This window comes from Prochlorococcus sp. MIT 1201 (genome assembly GCF_047303415.1).
GTDB lineage: Bacteria > Cyanobacteriota > Cyanobacteriia > PCC-6307 > Cyanobiaceae > Prochlorococcus > Prochlorococcus marinus_D.
Genome location: NZ_CP138947.1, coordinates 1,315,789 through 1,341,022, shown reverse-complemented (window position 1 = coordinate 1,341,022; position 25,234 = coordinate 1,315,789). Strand labels below are relative to the sequence as shown.

At 44.3% G+C, this 25,234-nt stretch carries 23 protein-coding genes, 1 tRNA gene and 1 pseudogene; 13 read left to right on the top strand and 12 right to left on the bottom strand.

Going from position 1 to position 25,234, the window contains the following annotated elements; all coding sequences use genetic code 11:
- The first annotated feature begins 27 nt into the window (after positions 1-27).
- Both SIB41_RS06465 and SIB41_RS06460 read left to right on the top strand, forming a co-directional pair.
- Complete coding sequence (locus SIB41_RS06465) at positions 28-1,281, top strand: glutathione S-transferase family protein (protein WP_413357659.1); 1,254 nt, start codon at positions 28-30, stop codon at positions 1,279-1,281.
- Entirely contained in the window at positions 1,281-1,811 is a 531-nt protein-coding gene (locus SIB41_RS06460) for a DUF2808 domain-containing protein (RefSeq protein ID WP_413357657.1), read from the top strand. The genes SIB41_RS06465 and SIB41_RS06460 overlap by 1 nt, the downstream gene beginning before the upstream one ends.
- A gap of 178 nt (positions 1,812-1,989) precedes the next feature.
- Here SIB41_RS06460 and SIB41_RS06455 read toward each other — a convergent pair whose 3' ends face one another.
- The gene (locus tag SIB41_RS06455) at positions 1,990-2,949 is read right to left on the bottom strand and encodes a hypothetical protein (protein WP_413357655.1); all 960 of its coding nucleotides are present in this window, start codon (positions 2,947-2,949) and stop codon (positions 1,990-1,992) included.
- Positions 2,885-4,324 (bottom strand): glutamate decarboxylase, encoded by a 1,440-nt coding sequence (locus SIB41_RS06450; RefSeq protein ID WP_413357653.1) that lies wholly within the window; start codon positions 4,322-4,324, stop codon positions 2,885-2,887. Before SIB41_RS06450 ends, SIB41_RS06455 begins: the two co-directional genes overlap by 65 nt.
- A gap of 97 nt (positions 4,325-4,421) precedes the next feature.
- Between SIB41_RS06450 and SIB41_RS06445 the strand changes: the two genes are divergently transcribed.
- From SIB41_RS06445 to SIB41_RS06430, 4 genes and pseudogenes are all read left to right on the top strand, one after another.
- Positions 4,422-4,871 (top strand): GNAT family N-acetyltransferase, encoded by a 450-nt coding sequence (locus SIB41_RS06445; RefSeq protein WP_236069638.1) that lies wholly within the window; start codon positions 4,422-4,424, stop codon positions 4,869-4,871.
- Positions 4,872-5,036: 165 nt separating this feature from the next.
- Positions 5,037-5,545 (top strand): annotated as a pseudogene (locus SIB41_RS06440) (DUF6790 family protein).
- Between the two features lie 236 nt (positions 5,546-5,781).
- Positions 5,782-6,201 carry a DUF3119 family protein gene (locus SIB41_RS06435; RefSeq protein WP_063403280.1) on the top strand — a complete coding sequence of 140 codons (420 nt, stop codon included), beginning with the start codon at positions 5,782-5,784 and terminating at the stop codon, positions 6,199-6,201.
- 73 nt (positions 6,202-6,274) lie between these two features.
- Positions 6,275-6,682, top strand: a complete 408-nt coding sequence (locus tag SIB41_RS06430; RefSeq protein ID WP_413357650.1) for a DCC1-like thiol-disulfide oxidoreductase family protein — start codon at positions 6,275-6,277, stop codon at positions 6,680-6,682.
- Positions 6,683-6,926: 244 nt separating this feature from the next.
- Here SIB41_RS06430 and SIB41_RS06425 read toward each other — a convergent pair whose 3' ends face one another.
- The 4 genes from SIB41_RS06425 to SIB41_RS06410 form a co-directional block, all read right to left on the bottom strand.
- Positions 6,927-7,121 (bottom strand): hypothetical protein, encoded by a 195-nt coding sequence (locus SIB41_RS06425; protein WP_041384296.1) that lies wholly within the window; start codon positions 7,119-7,121, stop codon positions 6,927-6,929.
- A 93-nt stretch (positions 7,122-7,214) separates the two neighbouring features.
- On the bottom strand, positions 7,215-8,117 hold the full coding sequence (locus SIB41_RS06420) for an oxidoreductase (protein WP_413357648.1): 903 nt from the start codon (positions 8,115-8,117) through the stop codon (positions 7,215-7,217).
- Between the two features lie 888 nt (positions 8,118-9,005).
- Positions 9,006-9,650, bottom strand: coding sequence for a hypothetical protein (locus SIB41_RS06415; RefSeq protein WP_413357646.1), 645 nt, complete (start codon positions 9,648-9,650; stop codon positions 9,006-9,008).
- 381 nt (positions 9,651-10,031) lie between these two features.
- The gene (locus SIB41_RS06410) at positions 10,032-11,222 is read right to left on the bottom strand and encodes a tetratricopeptide repeat protein (protein ID WP_413357644.1); all 1,191 of its coding nucleotides are present in this window, start codon (positions 11,220-11,222) and stop codon (positions 10,032-10,034) included.
- Between the two features lie 834 nt (positions 11,223-12,056).
- On the opposite strand from SIB41_RS06410, the gene SIB41_RS06405 reads away from it, so the two are divergent.
- On the top strand, positions 12,057-12,263 hold the full coding sequence (locus tag SIB41_RS06405; protein ID WP_413357642.1) for a hypothetical protein: 207 nt from the start codon (positions 12,057-12,059) through the stop codon (positions 12,261-12,263).
- Between the two features lie 1,551 nt (positions 12,264-13,814).
- On the opposite strand, the gene SIB41_RS06400 is transcribed toward SIB41_RS06405, so the two are convergent.
- Positions 13,815-14,150: a hypothetical protein gene (locus tag SIB41_RS06400; RefSeq protein ID WP_205909572.1), complete on the bottom strand. Its 336-nt coding sequence runs from the start codon at positions 14,148-14,150 to the stop codon at positions 13,815-13,817.
- 723 nt (positions 14,151-14,873) lie between these two features.
- Between SIB41_RS06400 and SIB41_RS06395 the strand changes: the two genes are divergently transcribed.
- From SIB41_RS06395 to SIB41_RS06385, 3 genes are all read left to right on the top strand, one after another.
- Entirely contained in the window at positions 14,874-15,317 is a 444-nt protein-coding gene (locus tag SIB41_RS06395; RefSeq protein WP_413357640.1) for a hypothetical protein, read from the top strand.
- A gap of 340 nt (positions 15,318-15,657) precedes the next feature.
- Positions 15,658-15,996, top strand: a complete 339-nt coding sequence (locus SIB41_RS06390; protein WP_063419438.1) for a hypothetical protein — start codon at positions 15,658-15,660, stop codon at positions 15,994-15,996.
- An 868-nt stretch (positions 15,997-16,864) separates the two neighbouring features.
- Positions 16,865-17,182, top strand: a complete 318-nt coding sequence (locus SIB41_RS06385) for a hypothetical protein (RefSeq protein ID WP_236065991.1) — start codon at positions 16,865-16,867, stop codon at positions 17,180-17,182.
- Positions 17,183-17,753: 571 nt separating this feature from the next.
- Here the strand turns inward: SIB41_RS06385 and SIB41_RS06380 are convergent.
- From SIB41_RS06380 to SIB41_RS06370, 3 genes are all read right to left on the bottom strand, one after another.
- Positions 17,754-17,827: transfer RNA gene (locus SIB41_RS06380), tRNA-Pro, on the bottom strand.
- Between the two features lie 14 nt (positions 17,828-17,841).
- Entirely contained in the window at positions 17,842-18,255 is a 414-nt protein-coding gene (locus tag SIB41_RS06375; protein ID WP_413357638.1) for a hypothetical protein, read from the bottom strand.
- 30 nt (positions 18,256-18,285) lie between these two features.
- Positions 18,286-18,453, bottom strand: a complete 168-nt coding sequence (locus SIB41_RS06370; RefSeq protein WP_169189876.1) for a hypothetical protein — start codon at positions 18,451-18,453, stop codon at positions 18,286-18,288.
- A 132-nt stretch (positions 18,454-18,585) separates the two neighbouring features.
- Here SIB41_RS06370 and SIB41_RS06365 point away from each other — a divergent pair, with 132 nt between their 5' ends.
- Positions 18,586-19,833 carry a TolB family protein gene (locus SIB41_RS06365; RefSeq protein WP_413357636.1) on the top strand — a complete coding sequence of 416 codons (1,248 nt, stop codon included), beginning with the start codon at positions 18,586-18,588 and terminating at the stop codon, positions 19,831-19,833.
- A 426-nt stretch (positions 19,834-20,259) separates the two neighbouring features.
- Here the strand turns inward: SIB41_RS06365 and msrA are convergent, their stop codons facing one another.
- Positions 20,260-20,979, bottom strand: coding sequence for a peptide-methionine (S)-S-oxide reductase MsrA (msrA, locus tag SIB41_RS06360; RefSeq protein ID WP_413357634.1), 720 nt, complete (start codon positions 20,977-20,979; stop codon positions 20,260-20,262).
- A gap of 1,075 nt (positions 20,980-22,054) precedes the next feature.
- Entirely contained in the window at positions 22,055-22,312 is a 258-nt protein-coding gene (locus tag SIB41_RS06355) for a hypothetical protein (protein ID WP_063413963.1), read from the bottom strand.
- Between the two features lie 468 nt (positions 22,313-22,780).
- Here SIB41_RS06355 and SIB41_RS06350 point away from each other — a divergent pair, with 468 nt between their 5' ends.
- Positions 22,781-23,464, top strand: a complete 684-nt coding sequence (locus SIB41_RS06350) for a peroxiredoxin-like family protein (protein WP_413357632.1) — start codon at positions 22,781-22,783, stop codon at positions 23,462-23,464.
- Between the two features lie 525 nt (positions 23,465-23,989).
- Positions 23,990-24,523, top strand: a complete 534-nt coding sequence (locus SIB41_RS06345) for a ferritin (protein WP_011129874.1) — start codon at positions 23,990-23,992, stop codon at positions 24,521-24,523.
- The last annotated feature ends 711 nt before the right edge of the window (positions 24,524-25,234 follow it).

The following is a 25,234-nucleotide window of genomic DNA, read 5'->3' as shown; positions in this document are numbered from 1 at the left end:
GATGATGCGGCTTCAAACCAAGGATTTATGCCTGCTGCAGCGTCGACAAAAGCTCTTGACTGGCAGGCCTTAGCAGAGCTAACAGTGCCGGAGGCTGATCGAATCAATGGCCCCACCAATGCCCAAGCCACCTTGCGCCTGTTTGGGCAATCTGAAAAAGCTTTAAGGGTGACTCTTTATCGGGACCATCACGCCTGGTGCCCCTACTGCCAGAAGGTGTGGCTTTGGCTCGAATGGAAGCAGATCCCCTACAGGATTCGCAAAGTCACCATGCGCTGCTATGGGCAAAAGGAAGCCTGGTTCAAGAAAAAAGTGCCTTCAGGAATGCTTCCTGCCCTTGAGCTTGATGGTCGCTTGATTACGGAAAGTGATCAGATCTTGTTAGCTCTAGAGCATGCCTTTGGTCCTCTAGGTCATCGGTTGGAGGACCCGCGCACCCTTAAGTTGCGGGATCTGGAACGGCAACTGTTTGGAGCCTGGTGTCGGTGGCTTTGTACAGCTCGATTGAATCAGAGGCAGGAACAGGCTGGCCGAGAACAATTTCAGATCAAAGCCCGGATGATGGAACAGCAGCTGTCAGCAGAACAAGGACCTTGGCTGGATCCAGCTAGCAATACACCAACCAGCCCATGCCCAGGAAGCGCTGATGTGGTGTTTATCCCCTATGTAGAAAGGATGAATGCCTCATTGGCTTATTACAAAGGTTTCAGCCTGCGGGAAGAACATCCCGCCATCCACAAGTGGTTTAAGGCTCTCGAAGAATTGGAGGTGTATCGAGGTACGCAGGGTGACTTCCATACCCATGCCCACGACTTACCACCTCAGATGGGTGGATGTTGGGTTGCACCTAATCCAAAACAACAAGAACTGGCAGAAGCTATTGATTGTGGTGCAGGCCTTGCGGAATTGGAAACCTGTTGGGCTGATCCCGATAACTCAAAGACCCGGCCCGAGGGTCTTGCTCTGTCAAGGGTGTTGAAGCATCGCCAACGACTTTTGGAGCTCAACCCTCTTGGAGCTATTCGCTTTGATCAACCCTTAAGGGCCACGCTCACACGAATGGCTTTAGGGGCCTCTTGCTCACCAGATCCAGGAAGTGCTAGAGGATTGCGCTACCTCAGGGATCGCATCTCAGTCCCGCGAGACATGCCACTGCTATCAGCTCGAAGGCTGCGTCAAGCCCTTGAACAAACAGCCCAGCTCGATAGCCCTGAGATGGGTGATCCAATTCCGATTCACGATCGCTTTGATCAGAATCCCACGCCTTTCTTGACGCGCTGATGCATGTGATCCCTTCAGCATTGGCTGCGGCGTTTTTGCTGTTCCCAATCCATTCGCCAGCGCTTGAGATCAATGGTCAGACATCTTTTGTGGCAGTGCCGACTAAGGCAAAACTAATTAACTACAGCAGCTATGCATTTGAAGGTGGAGCAAAGTTCTATTTCGTGATCGAGTTACCACAAGGAGCAGACGCTGGTCTCGGCGGAATCAGCTTAAAACAGATCCGCGGTGTCCAGCCTGCTTTCTATTACGGTCCTATTCAACCAAAGGCATTTTTAGGAATTCCACGTCAGCGTGGATCCTCCGTGCCGGTATCTGCCAATTTTGAGGACGGCAATCGATCGATCGCTATCAACTTTCAGGAAGCTGTTCCGCCCGGATCCAAGGTCACTGTGGCTTTCAATGTGATGACTAATCCACCCGCAGGCCTGTACGTTTATTCAGTTTCTGCCATCCCTTGGGGCCCTAATCCCATCCCCCAGGATGTAGGAGTTGTACAGATGAGTGTTTTCTCACAAAGGCAATTCTGAAACTCCACAGGATATTTAGACAGCACGCAGATCTTCTTAATAGGGGCATTCCAGAAATAAAAACCTATTCTTTCAAAGAAAAAATCCCTTTAATTTCTAGTTAGGAGTTGATTTTTTATGTCGTAAGACAAGCTTTATTGATCATCAGCAAAGAGATAAGACCCTATTAGATGCAATTTTAGCTTTTAACCTCATCCTCACTACACTCGGCAAGGCTCAGCACACCTACAGCAGTAAAAGCTAAGGCTCCCAATAAGGTTGCTCGGATCGCAACCTGAGGATCAAGCACAGCGGCTATGGATAAATCTACAGGGATAGCAGCGATGGCTGCTTGCATAAACCACAGACATCCGAGTGCATTCACAACAGCCACCCACCAACCAAGATGGTGCGGCTGTATGACGAAGAGACAGCCATGACCAACCTCAAGAAGCCCGAAGATCGCCGAAATAACAAACAGCACGGACCCGAGAATGTTGGGAGCAACCTCCAGCATTAGCCATGGTGCTCCATTCAGCGTAGGTAACCCCCAGGTTGAAAATGTCTCAATGTTGAAAAGAACGGTGCCAATGCTTTGCGTTAGCGCACACCAAATTCCACACCAGCCCCAGCGCTGCTTCCGATTGAGCAAACCACGGCTCACCAACAAAGCTTGTTCCAACTGAAACCAACCTCCTGCCGTAAAAAAAACGGAGCCAATTGCCAAGAGCGCTGCACCCGAGCCAAGTTTGCTGATCAGCAAAACACTGCCAATAACGAACAACAGCGGACCAATGATGAACGCCACGGCCGTTCGCACTTCAAGACGATGGACGTCTTTTCCACGCAGTAATGCTTGAACCATATGCTTCGGAGCCAAGGTTCGATACTTTCCTTGCTCCAGCGGTCCATGGCCTTTTCGCAGACGACGACTTGTCCACAGCCCCCAAGGTGAATGAGCTTCTAAATGATGCGGTCTGTCGCTAACAGGCACATCTTCCCGCCAAGCTGTCGTGCCCCATGGACTTGAATAATGCGACTGAAGGTTTGGAGGATGCTCCCGCTTTAAATTCAAAGCCCCCAATAGTGGGGCATCATCCATGCGCATCACGGCATTCAACCATTGAACGGCCGAGATGATTAGTAGACGCTGCTTCATTAGCGTTAAGACTGATCTTGACAGGATGACTCTCGAAATGAGTTATGGCGTTGCGGATGTCGGTAAGTAGGAGATCAGCCATTTCACGTGAGAAATCGCGTTTTACCAAGATCCGCTGAAAGGCTTGATGAGCAAGCTCACCTGTGAATGGATAAGCTGGCACTTGCCAACCACGTAATCTCAGTCGATCAGAGAGGTCGTAAAGGTTAAAACCAAGCTCTTGGTCGGCTCGCAATGTCCATACCACCGTGGGGATGCCACCTGCTGGGTTGCCATCGTTTATCAACTCAAATGGGCCTAGCTTTTTGAGTTCTTGAGCAACATATTGAGCATTGGCATAGCTCGCTCCATGGATGGCTTGATAACCATCGCGACCTAGGCGGACAAAGTCGTAGTACTGGGAGATCACCTGCCCCGCTGGCCGCGAGAAGTTGATCTGAAACGTTGGCATATCGCCTCCTAGGTAACTCACATGGAAAACCAATCCTTCCGGTAGATCACGGGACTCACGCCAAAGAACCCAACCCACACCCAGAGGAGCTAAGCCGAACTTATGGCCAGAGGAGTTGATTGACTTCACGCGCGGCAAGCGGAAATCCCAGGGAGCTAGATCAGGGGCACAGAAAGGAGCAAGAAAGCCACCGCTGGCTGCATCCACATGGATAGGAATGTCGAGTCCTTTTCGCTGTTGCAGCTCATCGAGGGCCTGACTGATGGCTTGTACGTCTTCATACAGGCCGTGATAAGTGACGCCCAGGGTAGGTACAACAACGATGGTGTTCTCATCCACTTGCTCCAGCATTCGTTCTGGAGACATGCAGAGCTCGCCGGAGGTCATCTCCACCTCCCGCAACTCAACGTCCCAGTAGCGGGCAAATTTCGTCCAGCAGATTTGTACACTGCCGCAAACCATGTTGGGGCGATCGATCGACTGACCTGCCGCTTTGCGATGTTCACGCCAACGCCATTTCGCAGCCAAGCCACCCAGCATGGCGGCCTCACTGCTACCGATGGTGGAGCAGCCCACAGCTTCACCGGGGGCATGCCATAAATCAGCCATCATCGAAACACAACGGCGTTCAATCTCTGCGGTTTGGGGATATTCGTCCTTGTCGATCAGGTTCTTGTCAACCGCGAGGGCCATTAGCTCAGCCACCTGCTGGCTTTCATAGGTCTGACAGAAGGTGGCCAGATTTTGTTTGCTGTTGCCATCAAGCAATAATTCCTCCTTGAGCAAATTAAATGTTGTTAATGCAGGACGGCACTCTTGCGGGAAAGTCGTGCGTGGTAACGGTGAGACCAATGCATCAATGGTTTCCCCAATGGCATGTTCTTCCAGATCGTTGGAGCGGGGATTGGAACGATGCAGGGCCATGCTTTTTTCTTGTTTCTATGTATGACCTTAACGACGTTGTTTGAGCAAGGAAGCCTTGCAAGATGGGAGGTGCAATAACAAACAACTGAGTCGGTTGATGATCCATGAACTCAACACCCCTTCGGAGTTGAATGAGGCCTATGGCCTGATCCGCCACCTTCATCCGAAACTCGGCAAAGCTGATTTCATCAGCCGTCTTGGGCTGCAACGCAATGACCATGGCTATGTGCTTTTGGGTCTCTTTCAAGACCTCAATCCAACTGATCAGAAGCAACTCTCTTCATTGGCAGTCCTGGCGGGATATCGCTTGGCTTCTTCCCTATCGCTTGGCACCTACTTCTATTTGGGAGATCTTGTGACGAACCCCACCTATCAGGGGCAGGGTCTGGCAGTTCAGATGTTGCGCTACTTGGAGGCAATCGCAAGGGATGCGGGTTGCAGACAGATCCATCTAGATGCAGGAGTGGAGCGATTTGGAGCCCATCGTTTTTATGCAAAACAAGGGTTCAACATAGTGTTTCACCATTTCGCCAAGGAGCTTGGCTGAAAAGAGTTCCATCAAACCGATTGCTATCAGACCAATCAAGCCATAGACGGTTGCAGTCTTGGTAAACGATCTTGAAATGCAGAAGTTTGCTTCTTTGGGCTTATATCCCTCTAAAAGATTCTCACAACATGCTTTTTAAATATCCCGAGGGAAATAATTTATCCGATGAATCACTTGGTCCGTTTGATCTTTGGCCATATCAATCTTTGGATCGCATTGATTGCTTTGCTATGCGGGGCTCTGCAGGTTCGCCGTAGTTGGAACGTCAGTCGCTGGTCGGAAGCAACCCTGCTCTGGATCGCTTTTTGGGTCATGGGTCTAGGGGGACTGTATGGATTCGCAATGTATATATCGTTTGGCCAGTTCATCGCCGAGCAGATCGGCTGGCCTAATCGCCCATTCCAGAATGAAGTGGCATTCGCCATCTCACCATTGGCATCCTTGGGTTGAGTCGCTTCTGGCAGCGAAGTCGTGACAATTTGGTTGCCTCGATCGTTGCCTATGCCAGCTGGCTCCTCGTCGATGGGCTCGCGCATGTTTATTCGCTGGTTGTCCAGTCCAATGATGCTCCCTCCAATGTTGGAACACTTTTGTTTACAGACCTTTTAATGCCAATCCTGATGGTGATCTTGTTGTGGCTAACTCGCGAAGAACGAACCCGACTAAAACCTTAGCCCAAAAAACACTTTCGATTCGTTGTTGCAAGCTGCGCTCCCTTCAAGAACACTGCTGACATCGCGTTGCTAATCCTAGGGAAATGAGGATGTGGCAGAGCTTTCATAAGCTCTCAGTCTGCTGACGATGGAGCTTAAAATCATAACGAAAAAAAACCTTCTAAAACTCTTTTTACAGAAAATCATCTAAAAAGAGGTAGAGGCAAAAACCTAATAACAACCTCAGTTCAGTAGTAATGTCATCGACACCTGAAAGCCAGCCTGATCAAAGCCAGAGCGTAATTCTCAAACCAAACATCCGCTTACCTGTATTGGTGTACGTTATTGGCCTAGCAATGCTACCGCTCCCTCTCCATCCTTGGGCGACGATTGTGGTGTGCGGATTCGCAGTATTTTTGCTTGTGCAAGCTTATCTGCTGCGTTTGGAGTTAACCGACAAAGATCTCGTGATATGGCGAGTAGACGAGGAGATACGCCGCTTCCCATTTGCCAATTGGCTGGCCTGGCGAATGTTCTTGCCGGAAATACCAGGCATCTTGTTCTTCCGCGAAGTCAAGAGCCCTCATCTGCTGCCGATCCTTTTTGACCCTGTCATGCTTTTAGAACAGTTGAGGCTTCGAGTGGGAACTCTCGAAGTGCCTAAAGAATCGGACTAAAATAATCCAGGAGATTGATAAGATTCTGGGCAGTGACCTTTCACCTCCTCAATCACAAACTTCAGATGAATGCATGAAACTGCAAACACCATTGTTTGAAAGCTACTCATCAATTCCGTTACTGATATATGATGGCGGCTGTCCTTTTTGTCTCCACTTTGCAGAACTGAGTGAGTTACGTAGTGGTGTTCAGGGCTTGGAGATATGTGATGGACGAGCAGAAAAGCCTTTACGAGATAATTTAAAATCTAGAGGCTTAGATCTTAGAGATGGAGCCATATTAATCGTAGGTGATGAGGCTTTTCATGGAGCTGAGGCCATTCAGTGGTTATGTCAAAAAATGGAACCATCCGCTGCGCTATTATCTGTTCTTAAGACTTTGATGTCTTCACCATTTCGCTCGAGGCTAATATATCCTTTTCTAAGGCTGGCCCGGCGTACAGCACTGGCTTATAAGCAAATACCATTAGATCCTGATTAAATGAATACAGGTGCTTGACTGTGTAAAATATAGACGCTCACTCAATATAATCAAGCCAAGATATTAACTGCTTTCACTTTCAGGCAGTAAATTTGATTGTCATTGCTTTCAAGAAGCTATAGCCTTGGAATTTATTGGATATTTATGATTTTATAGCTACATCTATTCCTTTTGAAATGGTCACCAATATTTCCCTGATTGAGTTGCAAGGATTGAACCTTTAGGGAGTTTGATCTGAATATTTTTAGTACTTCACGATTATCCTATCTCCATCGGGTGATTGATACACTTTTTCAGTTACCTCTCCTTTGTCGATAATTATTGTTACCACCCTAGAGCCCTCTGGGATTTGAATAGTCTTTTCAGCTTCTACTTTTTCATCAGCCTCAGCTTCTATGACTGGATTGTCTGAAGGATTCTCAATTGGCTCTTCAGGCATGGGCGGAATTCACTGCCCTTAGATCATAGCTCTGAGAGTCAAAAGTGACAGATTAAACCAAGGAAAGCGTTAAAATACTTGTTAATGGCAAGTTCAAATCTCTAAAAGTTTTTCACTGATGCTCCAAAGCCTTTGACGGTCTTCCTCCCTAAGTGCCAATGGGGCAATGCGGCAAAGCTTTGGGTAACCCCTAAAGTTAAATCTAGGTCCGTATTGTTCGCCGCCTTGAGCAGTTGGCGCGGTTGCAGCATGTAATTGTGGTAGGGACCCCATTGCAGCGCTCTGAAACATGGGATCCATTAACCGATAAGCAAGGCCTTCCTGCCAGGATTTGTTCGCAGCAACAGATTTAGGCTGCAAATTAGTGCGTGCCAGACCTGGATGTGCCAACAATGATGCGATCCCACTTGCTGTCTGGCGCATTCGCTTGTCGAGTTCTAAGGCGAACATCACATTCGCAAGCTTGCTTTGTGAGTAGGCAGCCCAGCGGTCATAGTGATTGATGCCTTGAAGATCGTCCCATGCGATTCGACCCATGTACTGTGCGCCAGAAGTGACGGTAACAACCCTTGCTCCATGTTGCTTTGCGAGTAAGGGTAGGAGCTTTAGTGTTAATGCCATGTGGCCAAGATGATTAACGGCGAACTGAATCTCCAGACCCTGTTTGCTGAGGGTCTTTGGAGTAGCCATCACTCCAGCATTGTTAATTAGAAGGTCCACTCGGCTGTATTGGCTTTCTACCTGCTCAGCTGCACGCCTAACGCTCGCTAAATCAGCGAGATCCAACTCAATCAGATCAAGCTTTTTGGAATCATTGCTCTCGCGAATAACTTGGCGTACATCTTCACCTTTGGGTAGTGAGCGACAAGCCATAATGACTCTGGCACCCTTATTAAGCAATGCCTTGGCTGTCTCAAGACCAAGGCCACTATTGGCACCTGTTACTAATGCAACCCTTCCTTTTTGATCAGGGATATCTGCAACTTTCCAACTCATCAGGTGGCTCCCTTATCAGTGGTGATCCATAAAGTAGAACATTGAATCCTAAGCTGCTTCATAGCATCTTGAGCAGGGCCTGTAATTTCTAAATGCTTACACGGCCCTTCTCAATTCGCTAATTGACCCCATAAGGATGGCAAGCAATATCGGAAAGTCGATTGTAAACGTTTCTTTGCCAATGATGGAGACATCCTTTTGCTTGATTTAGCCATAAGTTCAATATTCATGGAATCTTAAGATAAGATATTGTTGTATTGCATAACACCTCAATCTCTATATTGCCGGAAGCTTTGCCAGTTAACCACACAACTCATGCGTGGCTGCAAGGATATTCAAGACCAGAACATATAAGACAAGTGATTCTATTTCTCTTCTAGCAAATATCGATATTTTCGATGTAGACCATCTATCAAGCCCACTTAAACTTGCACTCAGTTTTGGGTTGAAATGGTCTCAAGTAAGTTGCTACGAAAAATGTTCTTTGTCGGATTGAAAATTGTAGGTTATAATTAACCTTACTGTTACTGCGATCTCGGCTCGATTTCGTTCAAACGCTTGGGCACTCATTTTTTTACTGATCTAGATGAAAATAAAGCTTCTTTTTAGCAACGCCATGGGATGGTCTTAGCTACTCCATGCCTTTGTTTTGATCAAGATTATAATTTAGCACGAGTTTTATCGTTTTGATTTAAAATTGTGCAGCAAAATGAAAAGTGCCAATGGATTTATGGAACAACTTCTTATTGGCAGACACTGGGCTAATGCTTGTAGGGATACCCCTGCTATTCATTTGGAGAGCCAGAAAAAATAAAGTCAGCAATCAGGATCATACAAAATGATGTGCTGCTTGTTGAATCAAACCAGATTAGCTAACCGGCTGGTGAATTATGGTTCAGAATTTTCATCCTCCTGTATTTCGACTTCATTAAACTTAGCAAGGATATGTGTCTCGATATCCAACACAAAAGACTGAAGTCTACGGTATGAATTATTAATAAATCTTTTGTGAAAATTATTGCCAGGATATGAGATTCGTTTGTAGGCAACTTTTCTAAATTGCCATGATTTATTATCGGAGTAGCGATGCAGCCAGAAATGCTTTGATGGTTCTGTGGAGTCTCCAATAGTCTTAAGTATATTACGCTCCAGAATGTCTTTATTAAAAAGATTCTCAGTGCGAATTAGGGCGCATCCAGTAGATCTATCAATAGCGGCAATCCTGACATCATATAAATTTGCTGAGTCCTGAGCAGCAAGTACTAGAATTAAATCTTCGGTTGTTAGAAAAGTAGAGATAATAGCCTCATCTAGGATTATCTCAAGCAATTCACTCTTTGTATCCAAATCCTCAAGCTTTGCACAATAGATGTCCTCCGTTTCAGGGGAGGTCATGAAAATAACTGAATTTGGGTCAAGCCAGAAATCAAGATCAACCTTTTCAATATTTGGTTCACCTTTATTCTGATTGGATATACAAGCAAGACATTGTTGTACTGTATTGCTTAGTTCATTTAGGATGGGCTCAGGCATGTGATTGCAAATGTAATTGTTAACCGTTCTCGCTATCTGGAATAAGTATTTATACCGTAGAATGGCTTTGTCTGAAGGTTGCGTTTCCGGTGCTTTTGTTCGTAGGGATACAGTCTCTTAAACAGTTTATTGCATAATTGTATCCTGGGTTCAAGGTAAATTGTCTTATCAGCGCATGTGCCAATAACAAGACTGTTCTGATTCTACATATTAATCTAGCTTCCCACTATGGCTGAGTATCTAGCAGCAAGAGAAGCTCTTTAAGCATTATCATAGGTATTACCATGTATTTACATGGTTTTAGCGTTAAATTGAAAGAAGGATTTATGGGCTATTCCAATCTTCTTTTTTGTGATTCCACAGTTGGCAGAAGCGGGTACCTTAACAACATTGTGCATTCACCCATTCTGCAGCATCTGCATCTCCTAGAGAGGAGGCTTCCTTCCAATCAGAACAAGCACCCTCTAGATTTCCCTCCAATTCTTTGGCAATACCACGATTTCTATAGGCTGCAACATTCTTAGGGTTAATGACTAGTACCCTCTCATAGGCTCCAATTGCACCTTGATAATCACTTAATGCAGACTTTGCAAGACCGCATCCAATGTAGGCATCTTCATATGTCGAGTTAATTTCTATTGCCTTGCTGTAATCATCAAGTGCGGCTTGATAGTCACAAAGGTTGTATTTAGCAAGGCCCCTGTAGTTGTATGCCTCGGCATAGTTTGGATTGACTTCTATCGCCTTTGTATAATAGTCTATCGCTGATTGATTGTTGCTTCGCTTTTGTTCAGCATTGCCTTGGCTGTAATAATAAAATGCATCTTGATGATTTCTGTCTTCTTCATTCCTCATATCATTTACAACCTTATTCTCAACTAAGTTTTTATTTTCAGCACGCTCGTTCATCGCAGTGATAAGTTGTGGCATTATCTCTAGCGCCTTCTCATGGTCAGTAACCGCTGCTTGCCTTCGGCCCAGCCTATCCATTAAATTGCCACGATTGTAATAGGCTAAGGCAAAAAGAGGCATGGCCTCAATTGCCTTTGTGTAGTCAGAAATCGCACCTTTGACATCATTAATATTGTTTTTGCTAATCGCTCTGTTGTAGTATGATTTTGCATGTTTTGGATCTAGGGCAAGAGCCTTAGTGTAATCATTTATGGCACCTTTGTGGTCGCATTGATTTAATTTAGCAACCCCCCTATTGTAATAGGCAGTTGCATGTTGTTGGTCTAGTTCAATAGCTTTCGTGTAGTCATCGATTGCCCCTTTGATGTTATTCGAGTGCCTCTTAACAACACCTCTATTGATGTAAAAGCTGGCATCGAGTCCGTTGATATCAATTGCTTTGTTGTGATCATTTAGTGCGCTTTGATAATCACCTAGTTCATCTTTTGCATTCCCTCGATTATTGTATGCAATGGCATTATTTGGATTGATGTCAATTGCTTTGCTGTAACTATCAATTGCCCCTTGGTAATCATTTAAACGAAATTCTTTTTCACCATCTTTGAAGTAGTCATTTGCACTTTTCCCAGATGCGGAATGATTGGACGACTCATTTGCCATGGCTTCAGGAGTCTCTAGCGCCACTTCATTCGGATTCTACCCGCCATAACCAAACTTCTGGCAGTATTTTAACTCAATCATTCTGAGGACTGGCATGGCAATCGCCAACTCTGTGCTTGCTCGAACCTAAGTCTATTAATGATAGTTCAACAAGCACTGCACTGAAGATGGCCAATCATTTACGTCAGCGGCTCTGAATTTTAGAAAGCATCTTTTTGCAAGGGACCAACCAATGCAGAAATAAATTATTTAAGTTATAGAAATGCTTTTGGCATTTATTTTGAATCTATTCAACAAAGGTCTAGTTTGGTTGCCTTTATTGGGCTTGCCATATTTGACTTTATAACCAGCTACAAATCATGCATGATTATACTTTTGATGAGTTGTTTTCGAATATGCTTAAGTGAAATATTTTGAATCATTGGATGCCGTCCTATCCATAGAGACTTTATCTCTGCAACAAGAGGATCATCGTATTACTTGTGGCAAGGAAAATGTTGGTGTAATCCGCGTTGAATGTTTTGAACAGTGCTCAATGATAGTTCCCGCTCTGCTGACCATCGCAACGTTTGTTTGCCAACCCTCTGCTCGGTAGGGGGATCTTCTTTTTCTTGACTGGCCTTTCGTCTTACCTTGCAGCATAGTTATCTTTTCTACCCGTCTTTATATAGGCTATCTTCCTTCCTCGTCAGAACAGCCCCTCTAGTGCTGGATCACGACATAGAGCGATGTTTTGAAGCCGATGGTGTGTAAACCAGCTAAACGCGAATCCACAATTGATCATCTAAACCAATTATTGCCGATCTCGAGGCCAATAAGCTCATAACACGTGAGATGTTTCGTTATCACCTCTATCCCTCCTTAGCGATCTTTGCAACAGGCGTACCAACCTTCTCAACCATCTACTGCGCGATTCAGATTCAACCGATTGCCAAGCAGTCACGATTCTTTCATCGCTGTGTGCATGAACTAACGGTAGACCCTGATGGTCAACTCGAGACCAATTGGAAGCAATTCCAGATCTGCAACGGCGGCAAATAAGTATGCCGCGGGTAGCATGGGAATAGGCCAAGACGAAAGTACTTGGCAGACGGGTCCTTCCACCGGACCTTTCAACCATGCGTTGTTGAACCTGTGATACGCAACAGCCAATCTTCTCCAGGTTACGTTTACTGAGCCGCGATACCCATCCAAGATCTTTTGAAAGGTCTGCCCCATCTGTAGGTAGGCCTAAAAGTTCTCTAATAAAAGACCCGCGCTAGGCGGGTCTATAAATCGAATGACCGTAAATGGGGGAATAAGGGCGTGATACAGGAACATAAACAGGTCTCAGTCTGCGCTTCACTACTCAGGCTCGGTAACTGCTGGAATAGCGCCAAGCGCGACCGCAACCATCATCTGCTTGGGCTGGAGTTCTGATGGACAGTGCTGATGTTGTGCTAATCATTGCTACTGAACGCAGCAAGGGCGGATTTGAAGTTCATTGGACGGTGTGGGTTGTGGAGGCTGCTTGTCCCCGATGAACGCACCATCTCCGCGATCAATGATTAAGCTGATGATTTCTTTCACTCATTGGTGTGAGCTTGCACCCTGAGTGCTTTGAGTGAAAAGCAAACCTATTGCTATGACTTGATTTGGCTGCATAGGATCGATGTTTTACTGTCTGAACAAGTGTTTTTACTCATGCCGCCATCTTCCCCTCCTGGCTAAATATCAATGGGTACAAGGACGCAGATACCCTGAAAATGAGTCCTGGACTTGAGGGGAATCCGACACGGTTGCCCTTTTTAACGCAATGGATTTGACGGCCCTGAATAGAGAAAGAATCCTCTCTACAAGATTCCGAGCAAGCTCAGCGCTGTTTTGGAGCCACGTTTAGGGGTGATTTTTGGCGTTGCTACCCCATTGGGAGATCGACGAACTGGCCCTTAAAGTATCAATGTGTCATTATTCACGGACAATTTTGAATCTCTGGCTAATAATTGATTAGTTGGCGAAGTGCTGAGTGGGATTTCCACATTGCCCTTTATGTGTTGGAATAGCATTTCTATCCCTTTTTCTGGTTGTGACGCGTGGTCTGATGGTTTGGCAACTTAGGGACACTATTTCGATAGCTGTCTAGCTAAAAAGTTGTCCGCGAATTCAAATCCTGGGTATTTAAGTAGGCATGGATGTAGATGCAATTTGGGGTGAAAGAGGTTGACAAGCTTACGCCAAAGAACTGTAAAGCGAGGCGAAAGTCATTAAGACCCATTGGCGAATCTATGCCAAATTTGTTCAGAGCGCTTCTGCCTCTTCAATCTTCATAAGTAAATCTTTTGGGCAGATCGCAGAGATCGGAACCCTACTGATAGATCATGATTTCTGCCCCTCCAGTCAAATAGGCTCAACTGCTTGCAGGAGAACATGACTTAGGCTTGCACAGTAATCAAAAGAATCCAGAGTGTTTCATTGATGGCATTCAATATTTTCATTAGTTCCAATCAATTAACATCAACCTTCTTATTGCTAAGAAGACATGCATTCTCTAAGGCTAGTGATAAACATAAGGATTTTTTTAATGGCTCGTTGCCTAGATGGAGGTCTCAATCTTTAGCTACTGCTAAACACTCCATAAAGCTTCAAAACTTCGAGGTAGAGTATTGCACTAAGTGAGGTCATTACAACGATTACGGAGCCGCCAACTTTGATGAGTTTTTTGTCTGTGTTGACTTGACAAGCCTTGATCGAAGCTTCGGTTGCTCCGAACGGTAAAATGATAACACCAAGGATTACAATTGCGATGATTCCAATCACGATTTGACTGCTAACTGTGCTGTTGCTAAAAGTATTTACGGGGACATCTAATAACTCTCTGGCTGATTCCATCAGCTTTTTAAAGTATCCCTCTTGGCTAAGCTCGAATAGAGTTTTGAATTCAGCCAACATTTTAGATTTCCGATAGTACACTCAGCTTAATCTGGCATAAGCATGATGGTTTTAAAGGTTAATCAGCGGTTAGATAAAGCAATGACTGATAGGTCTTTCTACCCATGATCCATCGCCGATGCGAGCAAATGTGTTGATCAATGTATCTCTAGCGGCTGCATCAACGCTTTTAATCCAAATGACTGGCAATAGCTGGCTTTGGTTGAGCCTATCTCTTTGAGTAGTGATTGAAGAAGTAAAAAAGAAAGGCATCAAGAATAGATTGGCTAGGTTGAAATTTCTTTATTGCCTAGCGGCAACATGATCGACTGTCGCAATCTAGCCAATGCGCCGTTCAATTTTTTAGATCAACATCGATGCTCTTTTCTCTAATGACATTGGCAACAGTCTTGATGTCTATGCACTCTCTTGCTGTTTGATTAGCTCAGCAATTAAAGCCGCTATTTTTGCAGGCGTTCTGAACAAATAAACTACAAATGAGAACAGTGTAACCAGGTTTTGACAGGACCAACAATTTTTTTGATCTGCTCAAGCTGATGCTCAAATAGTGGAATGCGCAGCACTACCTAAGTTTGTTGCAATCGCATTCAAGGAGAAAGAAAAGATTTGCTTTGCCCTCAGCATTATATCAATAATCGCTTCAGCTTCTCCTGTTAGGCGTTTAGTTGGCCCATGGTCAGGTATCTTTGAGTTAGTAAAGACCTAAAAGAGGTCATAAGCCAGATGCGTAATTTGTCTAAGTATTTCTTGTCCATCTTTCTTGGTGCAATACTTCTTTTCGCTTCTGTTCTCAGTCCCTCACCAGCCTTCGCAGACGACTTCGAGCTTTCACCTGCGGTATCTGAGGTGGGCGAGACTTTCTCCGATAAGTACTGTGTTGCGATCTCAGACGGAAGCCCTGCAGATCAAGCTGCCTTAGTTGCTGGGCGTCAAATGATAAGTAGCTTAATGCGCTCAGGTGCTTTAAAGGAAGTAATGGCTGTTCCAAAAGAAGATATGGCTTCATTCATCGCCTCGAATATTTTTGAGACATGCGGAGATAATATTGGAGTTTCCGAGTTAGAACTTAATACTTCTATCCTTAGCCTGGCAAATCAAGGTCCTAGACAATCTCAAGCCAAGCCTTTTAACCCGTCTTCGTTAATCAATAATAGCCAAAATACATAGTTCTTAAGAAGACGCTTGTCAAGCTCAAAAACCGGATAGATTCCATCATGCTCGGCTATTAGGATGTATTCATTGATATAGAGCAAGTTGCAGTGTCTGATTAAAATTAGGGAAAGTGTCTATAGATGCGAGACTCACAATCATTAAATTTCTACTTTTAGGTTTATAAGAGCCTAACAAAGCCATTGTGTTTGCTTGTTGTAGGCCAAATCTTTACCAGCACTCTAAAATTCAGCTTAGTTTGACAAATAGGCTGCTATTATGAAATCACTACACCATTTATCATCTATAGGGCCCATGATGCGTATGTTTGATTATAGAATCCCTGAAGGAGCCTAAAATGTCTAAGGATAAAGAGTTCGCGATTAGCAAAGATAGACTGCGTGCTTCATGGGGAAATGTTCCAATTTCTGTAAAAATTTATCAGCAGATACAAGCCTATCTCCTCCAACGTCAATCAATGGGCTTATCAACTGATGTCGAAGAATTGATTAGTACTGCTACCGATGAATTTCGTGATTTTCAGCAACGTCCAGAGGTCAAGGTGGCTCTCGAATTGGTCTCTGCGGATCTTGAATCTGATCTGGCTTTGTCAGGATTAAGTAAAGACGAAAGGACCCAAGCAATCGTGATTAACTTTGCCATCGCAAATTACCTCAATAATTTCACTGTTAAATGATATCTTTGTCTCTATGTGATAAGTAGATAGCCTTATAGGAGATGCTCATGCATCCATAAACTTCTGTTCGGGCTCTCGTCAATAATTTATCCACACTCTCGTTCACACCCGTCAGCCCTATCTAGGTTCTTGCCACGTAGCTGTAATTAGCTGCCAATGATTAATTTTCTGCCTCCTCTTCAGTTTCAACTTCAAGCCATTTCATTCGCTTACCGCCACTAAACATTTGGAATCTTTAACGCAGCAAGCTCGGCTTGCCTTCTTCTGCGATTGATTCACTTCACCCAATCGAGTTCCGCCTTTCCATTGATAACCATGATTAATGTCATACGTCTTCAATGCATGACTGGTATTTGTCATCATCACAATATTATTTTATTTTGCCGCAAGCTAAATACAATGACTTGCAATTAAATTGCCAAACGTTCATCGCTGCTGAGTGTTAATCAAATAAAAAAATTCTACTTAAACCTGTTTTTTTCTGCTTGACCCTCAGCGACAGCTAATCGACCCACAACATGATGCATTCTTTGATTGCAAGCACGGCCTATAAGCCTTATCCGCGAGCTTGTGATGTGCTTCTCTTAGCCCGCTATCAACACTTCTAGCTTGAGCGACGGCACAATCGAGAACAGCTTGCCATTGCATCAGAGTGTGATGTGAAGACTTCTAGACCGTTACTGCAACGGCTTTGCGCACTGTATTTCCCGTGGATTGCACGTGGGCGTTGATCTTGCTCCGCCCTCTTAAACGATGGAAAAACAGTCGAGGCTGTCTTGTTGGAATGGAAAGAGCTGATTTGCTTCAGAACTCCGAAGCGCACTGGTGATTTTGCATGGATCGGCTTTGAATTCGTCAAGGTAGTTACATGGATGCTTTACCCAGCCACCATCAACGCTCTAGGCAGTGGACTTTCAGTCGTTCACTTCTAGTTGACCCACTACGATCGCGGCTGCGTCAGTGGCAGCAGGTACGAACTTGGGCGCGTTTGATCCGTGAGGCTGAGGCCCTTTGGCATGTGGATGTGAGGGAACTCAGACGTTTGGGTGCCTTGGAGTTGTCCCAGTTGCTTGAGGAGGTTCCACCTAGCCAGCGGCGACGGGTTAATCGTTGGTTGCATCGCTATTCAGTTGCAACCAGGTTCCAATCAACTGGTTTGGAGCCCAATTGCTCTCAACGGTCATGAATCGTTGATGTCACACCAAAAAAAAATTTTTTTCTGGCAACCCTTTTTATTTTTTATTGTGCAATACTCGTTGATAAAACGTTCAAAGATTGATATTACTTTAGGTCTTAGGATAGACGCTCCCATTCAATCAATGGGCGGTAATACTTTTTAAGCCTTTAGGTAAACGTGCTTTCGGAAATATATTGTTGCCTTTTTTAGTGCTTATTTGATTTAAAATCTAGCCTTTGAGTAGCTTCTTTCTAGGATATCAATTGTTTAAGCTTGGATCAATCCTTTTAATTTGTTGATGACAGGACTCGTTAACGGTCTAATCATGGGTTGGTTGGCTTGCTATTGCGGTTAGCTATTGCAGATTGAGTAACTAATAGGCGAGTAACGGTCTTGATAGCAGAACAAGCGTCGCTTGCAATGTTTTATTATGCTATGACTCTATGGTTATTTTGCTTGGATTCTTCATTGACTCTTGAATAATTCCATTGACAAAATCTATATAGATGTTGATGAATTAAAAAAGCCACCTCTCTAATGAGAAGTGGCCTGAAGACTGAGATCTCAGTCATGCACGGAATCGGAGCGGCGGGATTTGAACCCACGACCCCTACTACCCCAAAGTAGTGCGCTACCAAGCTGCGCCACGCCCCGGCTTAGGCAAGCTATCACAGGGTATTACGTTGCCTAGTGGCCGATCTAATCCGTTTTGAAGGCAATCTTCTGCTCAACCGCCTTAAGAGTCGCCTTGACAGCTGATCACGGCTTTCGCTCGCGTAGCCCCATAGCTTGAGCTGATGCGCCAGCTGTCTCAATTCAGCAAGGTTCATTGCTGCCAATTGCAGCTCCGGCAACGTTCTCCATGCGCGCGCCCTCATGGGAAGCTGAGCTTCGCTGGTGCTGTTTCCCATGTTCAAGCTGACCTCAGCAAGCCACTCGGGAATGACCACCATCAGAACTGCGATGAGCCCATAGAGCTCAACCAAGCCCTTAGGGAGCGGAAGAAACCTGCGTGGCTGCTGTTGGTCTGATGGTGAGGGCAAGATCAGCAACCTGATGCTGAATCCTGACCACTTTGCCACTTCTACAAGGGCTCAGATGGGCAGGGGTGGTTAGATCTGTAAGGATTCTGAAGTTGGCTCTGGGGCCTCCCGCCACTGTAGAGCTGGTTCTTTCCCCTGTTGACCGGCAAGCCTCAAGGAGAAGATCAGGCAGAAGACAATCATCAGAGTGGCAGCTAAGGCAAGCATTACCAATCGATCTGGCAAGGGTGGCTTCATTGCTCCATGTTGGTGATCTGCTTGCTGAGTTGTAGGTTATATGAAATTTGTAGTGGGAAATGTTATTTGAAAGCGGCTGTCTTTTTTTATGAGTAATTCTGGTCACACTGGTCAAAAAACCATTAATGATCAATGAGAAGATTTTCTTTACCTAGAGCAACTTTAGCGCTGCAATGCCTGTTAACCATTATTTCTTTACCGATAAGACTTTCCTCTCCTGCTTTTGCAGATACCCTCCCTCAGGGGGAGGTCCCGCTGATTCCACGTGAAGTCTTGTTTGGCAACCCTGAGGTGAGTGGGGTTAGCTTGAGTCCAGATGGTAAACAGATTGTTTTTCTGGAGCCCCATCGGGGAGTGCTTAATCTTTGGGCTCAAGAGCTTGAAGCGGGATTTAAACCACGTTTGCTTACAAACAACACGAATCGTCCCACTAGGGCTGCTAGTTGGAGCGTTGATGGTCGATATCTAATCACTAGCCGCGACAGCTATGGCGATGAAAACACTGTTTTGATTCGAATCGATCCAACGACTATCGAGGCGATTGATCTCACACCAGGTAAGGGTGTCAAAGCTGCTATCTGGGGTGATGACCAAGATGTCCCCGACGAGTTGGTCATCGGCCTAAATGATCGCGATCCTCGCTATCAAGATCTCTGGGTAATCAATCTAGAGACTGGTAAGCGTCGCTTACTGTATGAAGCCAATGATGGCCATTTGGTCTCTGTCGACTGGATTGACGGTGATTGGCAGTTGGTTCTGCGAAACCGGATACAACCAGATGGTGGCAATACTTACGACCTTCGTCTGCCTGGCCAAAAAGATTGGAAACCATTTTTAAGTTTCAGCTTTGAAGAAAGTCAGGCTGGATCAGCACCTTTTGGGTTTGATAGAAATGCAACTTGGTTGTATGGGTTGCTGAATATCAAAGATGGTTTGCCTTGCTTGGTGCGCTGGCGCACCGAAGATCTGCAGAGTTGTAAAGAAGATTGCCCTTATGAGCTCGTGTATCAGTCTGAAAGTGGAACACTTGGAGTTGAACTATCAGACCCTAAAACTGATGCTCCACAAATTTTGATTGAAACTGACTTACGCAGTCGTAAGATTATCATAGATCAGGAACTTGTGAATGATCTGAGTGCTCTTAAACAACTTCCTAAAGATCGTCATTTCTATATCATTAATGATGATGCCGATTCAATGACATGGCTAGTGAGTTTATATTCCGATACCCACTCACCACAGTATTGGATATGGAATCGTAATCATAAAAATGGCCAAAAAATCTTCTCAGTTAACCCTTCACTTGATAAATACAAGCTTTCATCAATGGAAAGCATTGAGTTACGCGCCCGTGATGGTTTGCGTCTCCCTTCTTTCTAAACAACTTGGTGGAAGGTTTGAACCAATTGGTAAGACAATCCAAAATTCATCTATGCAATGGCGAAGCAAGTCCGGTACTAGAGGTATAGTCAATAAGTAAATAGAATTACTGCCAAGATTCTTAGAATGCCATGGATCTAGAGATGCTAGTAATTTGCCTATGGCCTGTCTGTTACGATCATCTAAATATTTGAGTACGCTTCGACTAACTTTCCCGCTATTTAACTGACTTCGATATTGATCTAGCCATAAGACTTTGTTGCCCGAAGAAAAGTTGACAATGATTGCCTTGTCTATGCGGTTGATGACTCTTTAATTGCAGGAAAGTTTACCCAACTCGACGCCTCCTTTTGCGTATAGTTGAAGCTTTGGTTGTATATCTTGAATTGACTTGGTTTGAGATTCTACCTTTTAAGTGTGCTATTTCTAGAGATTTATTCTTTCATTTCCAGATCTTAGAACGCAATGACTAACTGACCAATCATATTCTTGCCAGACACTTACTGGTAATTTAAAGTTTGCACCTGGAAAATTATTTAGAGCAACCTGAGTAGGCATTGCAGAGCAGTATGGTCTACTTCCGGGTTTTGCTAGGTATTGCTGGTGATAGGACTCGGCATAATGGAATTGTTGATCGGCTTTGATTTCAGTTGTAATTGCTCCAAAACCAGCCTTGCTTAAGAGTTGCTGAAAGCTGTCTCGACTGGCCTGCGCAAGCTCCATCTGCTGAATGGTGGTGGTGTAAATCGCCGATCGATATTGACTCCCTCGATCATTACCCTGGCGATTTCCTTGTGTGGGGTCATGGCATTCCCAGAACAATTTGAGGAGGTCGCTGTAGTCAATCACGGATTTATTCCACACCACCCGTACGATTTCAGTGTGTCCGCTACGTCCTGAGCAGACCTCTTGATAGGTCGGTTGCTCTTGATGACCACCGGCGTAACCCACTGCCGTGGTGATGATCCCAGGCAATTTCCAGAAACCCTTTTCGGCTCCCCAAAAGCAGCCACAAGCAAACAGAGCATCTTCCTGATCTGTGGTTAGCGGGTCATGCAGCCTTGTACCTAGAACGGCGTGCTGCTCAGTTCCTGAGGGAAATGCAGCCTCTTTTGAAGCCTTTGGGGTTAACCACGATGGGAACATCAAATTCAGGCAAGATTACTAACCATAGGCAACTCCTTTTGGTTTTAGATGCAGGTGGTTATGGAGCCCTGTCACGAACCACAAAAAGAGGGAGGGTAAGCCTAAAATAAGGATCATCTTCAACAGTTTAGAGCCAATCTTGTTTAGATCAGATGGATTCAGAATGCCCATCGCTACCTCAATTATGTGAACATACAATATCTTCTTTGACAATTTCTTGCACTTATACACTGTGCAGATTGACTTTCATAATTAGCTAAAGTTCAATGACTTTTTGATCTGGTCAAAAACTCTGCTAACAGCTGTTGGGCTGCCATTCGGTTCGGGCTATCTTCTTATTTGCTAGCGACAAACCCTCCAATATGAGCTGAGAAACCTCTGCAATGCATTTCATTGTTGCTTCAATGCGTGAACTAGATATTTAAGTTTCCACCATCAGAGCAATCTGTATCCACATTCTTGTAATCAAGGGTTCAGGGGCTTGCGGCTTCAATCCTTTGATTTTGTGATTTTATTTGTTTTAAATTAAATCATTTTATCCTCTGCTTCCAGGTTGATTTATATAACAGATTGGCTTGATTGACCCTTTTGATTTCCCATTCAGGTCTTCTCCGAACAGAGTCTCTGGATCGCTTAACCTCTGTCACTTGGCTTGGCTACGGTTTGATGAACGCTTGTGACTAGAGATTGTGAGACTGACCCATTCGCGTTTCTTTTGATGTTGGGAATAAAATTAAAAGGAGTCTTCCTAGTGATGATTTGAAACATTATTTGAAATAGTTAAGGCAGAAGTTTTTCTGTCATCGGCTTTCTAATTTTTTTTGTTCGTCCAAATGGCCCCTGATTTGACAGCAGAGGTGGATCACTTTTGCTGAAGCCAGTAGTGGATTTACTTTATACTATACGAGCAACCTTTGTGTTTTTAGTGAGATCCAAGCAGAGCCCTTGATAGCTGCCTTGATGTGGGCTCAAGGCATAATACTTAGAATATTTTTGTCTTCGGATCTTAATTGATAGGCTTACCTTTATAAACCTCTAGGTTGATCAGTTTGGAAACACACATTACTGATTATCGTTAACTTTGGGATGCTTCTTTGGGCTCCAGAGAGATGTGGTTGAGCAGGGTCGTTACGAAGGCGAACAGGAGGAAGGGCAGGCTTAATACCAAGATCAAACCAACGCCAACTAGAGCGAACAGAGGCCTGCTCGAGCCCATTAGACCCAGGCCTGCTGCAAGGCTTACGAAGATCACTGCCATCCAGGCCAAGACTTGGCCATAGATGTCTCCAAAGGTGAGAGTACAACGCAAGGAGTATGGAGTGTTGACTGTCATGTCATTGCCTTTATACTCTTAATTACAGTTAAGCCTTTTAACCCCCGCTTGTCTTGCGATTGAAACATATCATATTGAGAGGTGTGAACCCTTTGATAGCAATGGCTCTAGGTAATCAGGGTGTGGGTTGAAGACACCATCTTTGTTCCCACTATTTAATAGATTGACAGACAGATCTTCTTTTAAGTTATTGCCCAAGCTTATTATCGTTTTTAATGAACCAGCACGCTTCTGTTGTAAGCTTCAACTTTATGATGTCCATAGAATCTATGGATGCCTGATTTAGCTAATAGGGAAATCTCAGAAATGAAACCAAGCCTTCCTGCTTCATATAATTAGAAGGATGTTTCTAGAATGAACAAGAAGTAGTACGCTTATTGAGGCGCAAACTAATCTCACAATCCTAACGACGTGTGCACAGTAAAAGCACCCCTTCCACTGCTTCAAAGACTGAGTCAGGTGCCAGGCATGGAAAAAGGAAAATATCGACTTATTATTTTGCTTCCCCAGTTAGGTGACTTTGACAGCCTCGAATATGCTCAAGCGCTAGTAGCTGATATGCCAAGGCTAAGGGCTGCTGGGATCTCCACTTTGGCCATAGGCATAGGCAATGCTGAGAGTGCTGAAAGATTCTGCACCTTTACTGGCTTTCCTAAACAAAATATGTTGGTCGATGAGGAACCGACACTCCACAGAGCACTGGGTCTCTATGGCGGACTAAAAACACTTGGTGGCCCTTGGCCTGCATTGTTTTTAATGTGCGCAGGCATTGGTTCTCCAGGCACTCTGTCTGAAGTACTACGTGGCTACACAGGAGATCGTAGTGCACCCCAGCGAATCGCGAACAACGAAACCATCAACATCTCCCCATTCCCATCCGTAAGAGGATCCTTTTTCAGGCGAGCTGGTGGTGAGGGTTTTCAAAGACCATTTGAACTCGCCACTATTCGACTGCGAAACATGATAGAAGTGCTAAGTAACTTGGGTACTTACTTACCTCGTGACGACTTCATTACACAACGGGGCGGTACTTATTTACTAGATTGTGACGACAAACTTTTATATAGCCACCAAGACAAGGGGATCCTCGGATTCTCAGAAACAATGGCCAAACCCCTTTCTTTCCTAGGCCAATATCTAGATAAGAATTAATATGAATAAAAATCAACTCCAATGTTCTAATGATTCACACTTGCTAGCCAGCTTTCGATATGGCGACTAGTATATAGAAAACAACAATAATAATATGCATGATACTTGAGCAAGCGTTGTAAAATGTCTAGTAACTATTTAGTATCAGTTACAATCAATAGATGTTATTGGCACCGCTATGCTATTCAGTGCCTTGAGGTTAAATAGCAATAAACTATACATATAATCCTTATTACGTCCAAACATCTATAGGTTAATCCCCCCCCTGCCCATCTGCTAAAAAGGCAACATCAGAAGATTTATCAAATAAATTAATTCTTCAAATCCTGCAAAAATTCTAATCATCAGAAGCCACGACTGAAAGTTGGCTGAATCTTGTTTAATCTTAAATGAACGATAGTATGTATATTATAAATTAACTACACAAGTGTCCTGCATTCCAGAACTTCTCTATTAGCATGAATAAGCACTCTCATTTAACCAAGTACATTTCACCAATGATGGCCTTAAACGTTAAACCTGAGCATGAATGATCTAACCAAGGCGATCAACCTTCATTTGGCCTGTGAGTTTCAGGCAAGTCATACCTATCTAGCGATGTCAATTTGGCTTCGCGAGAAGGATTTAGCCGGATTTTCCTCGTACATGCAAATTAAGAGCCAAGAGGAACGTGGTCATGCAGATCGACTTATTGCTTACCTTGTTGATTGCGATGAGCAGGTCGAGCTTCCCGCGGTTGAAGCTCCACAACGCAATTGGGGGTCCACCCAGGATCTCTTTGATCAGGTTTACGAGCTAGAAAAAGATGTAACAGCATCAATTAACCGTATTTATTCCATAGCTGAACAAGCTGGTGAGCGTAGTGCGACCGCCATGCTCGATTGGTTCATTGCAGAACAGTTACAAGAGGAAGCGGAAGCTCGTTTCGTGCGTAAGCGCCTTCGCCTGGCTGGTGATAACACTGCTGCGCTACTTCTTTTGGATCAACAGTTTCTTGATGGAACTGCCTTGACAACTGTCAAGGGTGGCCTTACTGGATTAAAACAATCTGAGAATTAATTCCAAGTTTTATTATCACTATTTAATAATACTAGAAAATATTTTCTGCCAATGTTTGTTGTAGTTTCATTCGCAATCAATTCCATTGCAATAATCTGGTATTAATAAAAGCTGTACAAGGCCTTCTTCTGGCATGGAAACTATTGCATTGTTTCAAGCAATATCCTTTAGCTATAAAATGTTTACAAAAATGATTATCCTCTTAGATAAGCTCTGAAAAGTCGCGTCCCGACAATAATTTTTTTAGCAAATATTATTTACATTAGAAAATTTTCAAATGCCAATCTTGCTTTAAGTTAAGCTAATGAGTTACAAGTTCTTTGCTTCTACTTGTAATTAAAACCAATACTAAAAAAAGGGCAGAGTGACAACTCTGCCCTTCCTAACAATCGATGCCAACGCAGAGTTCACGTCATATTGGTTCCTTGTCCATCATTATCGGCTTTACCGCCGATGATAAAAATAGCAATGCAGGCCGAGCCAATGATTCCACACACCACTGCTGAGAGGGTTCCAAAATCCATTGATGAATCCAGACAAAGTCCATATATCACTAGCTCAAGTAATCCCAATCACAGGATTGCATTGTGCAATTCGAAATGAGACTTAATCCTAGGTGAGCCAATCCATCATGCAAATACATACATACAACAAAGCGCCAGCGATGGCTTGCTTCGGTTCTGTCAGGATTTCTCAAAAGCCAGTGATACC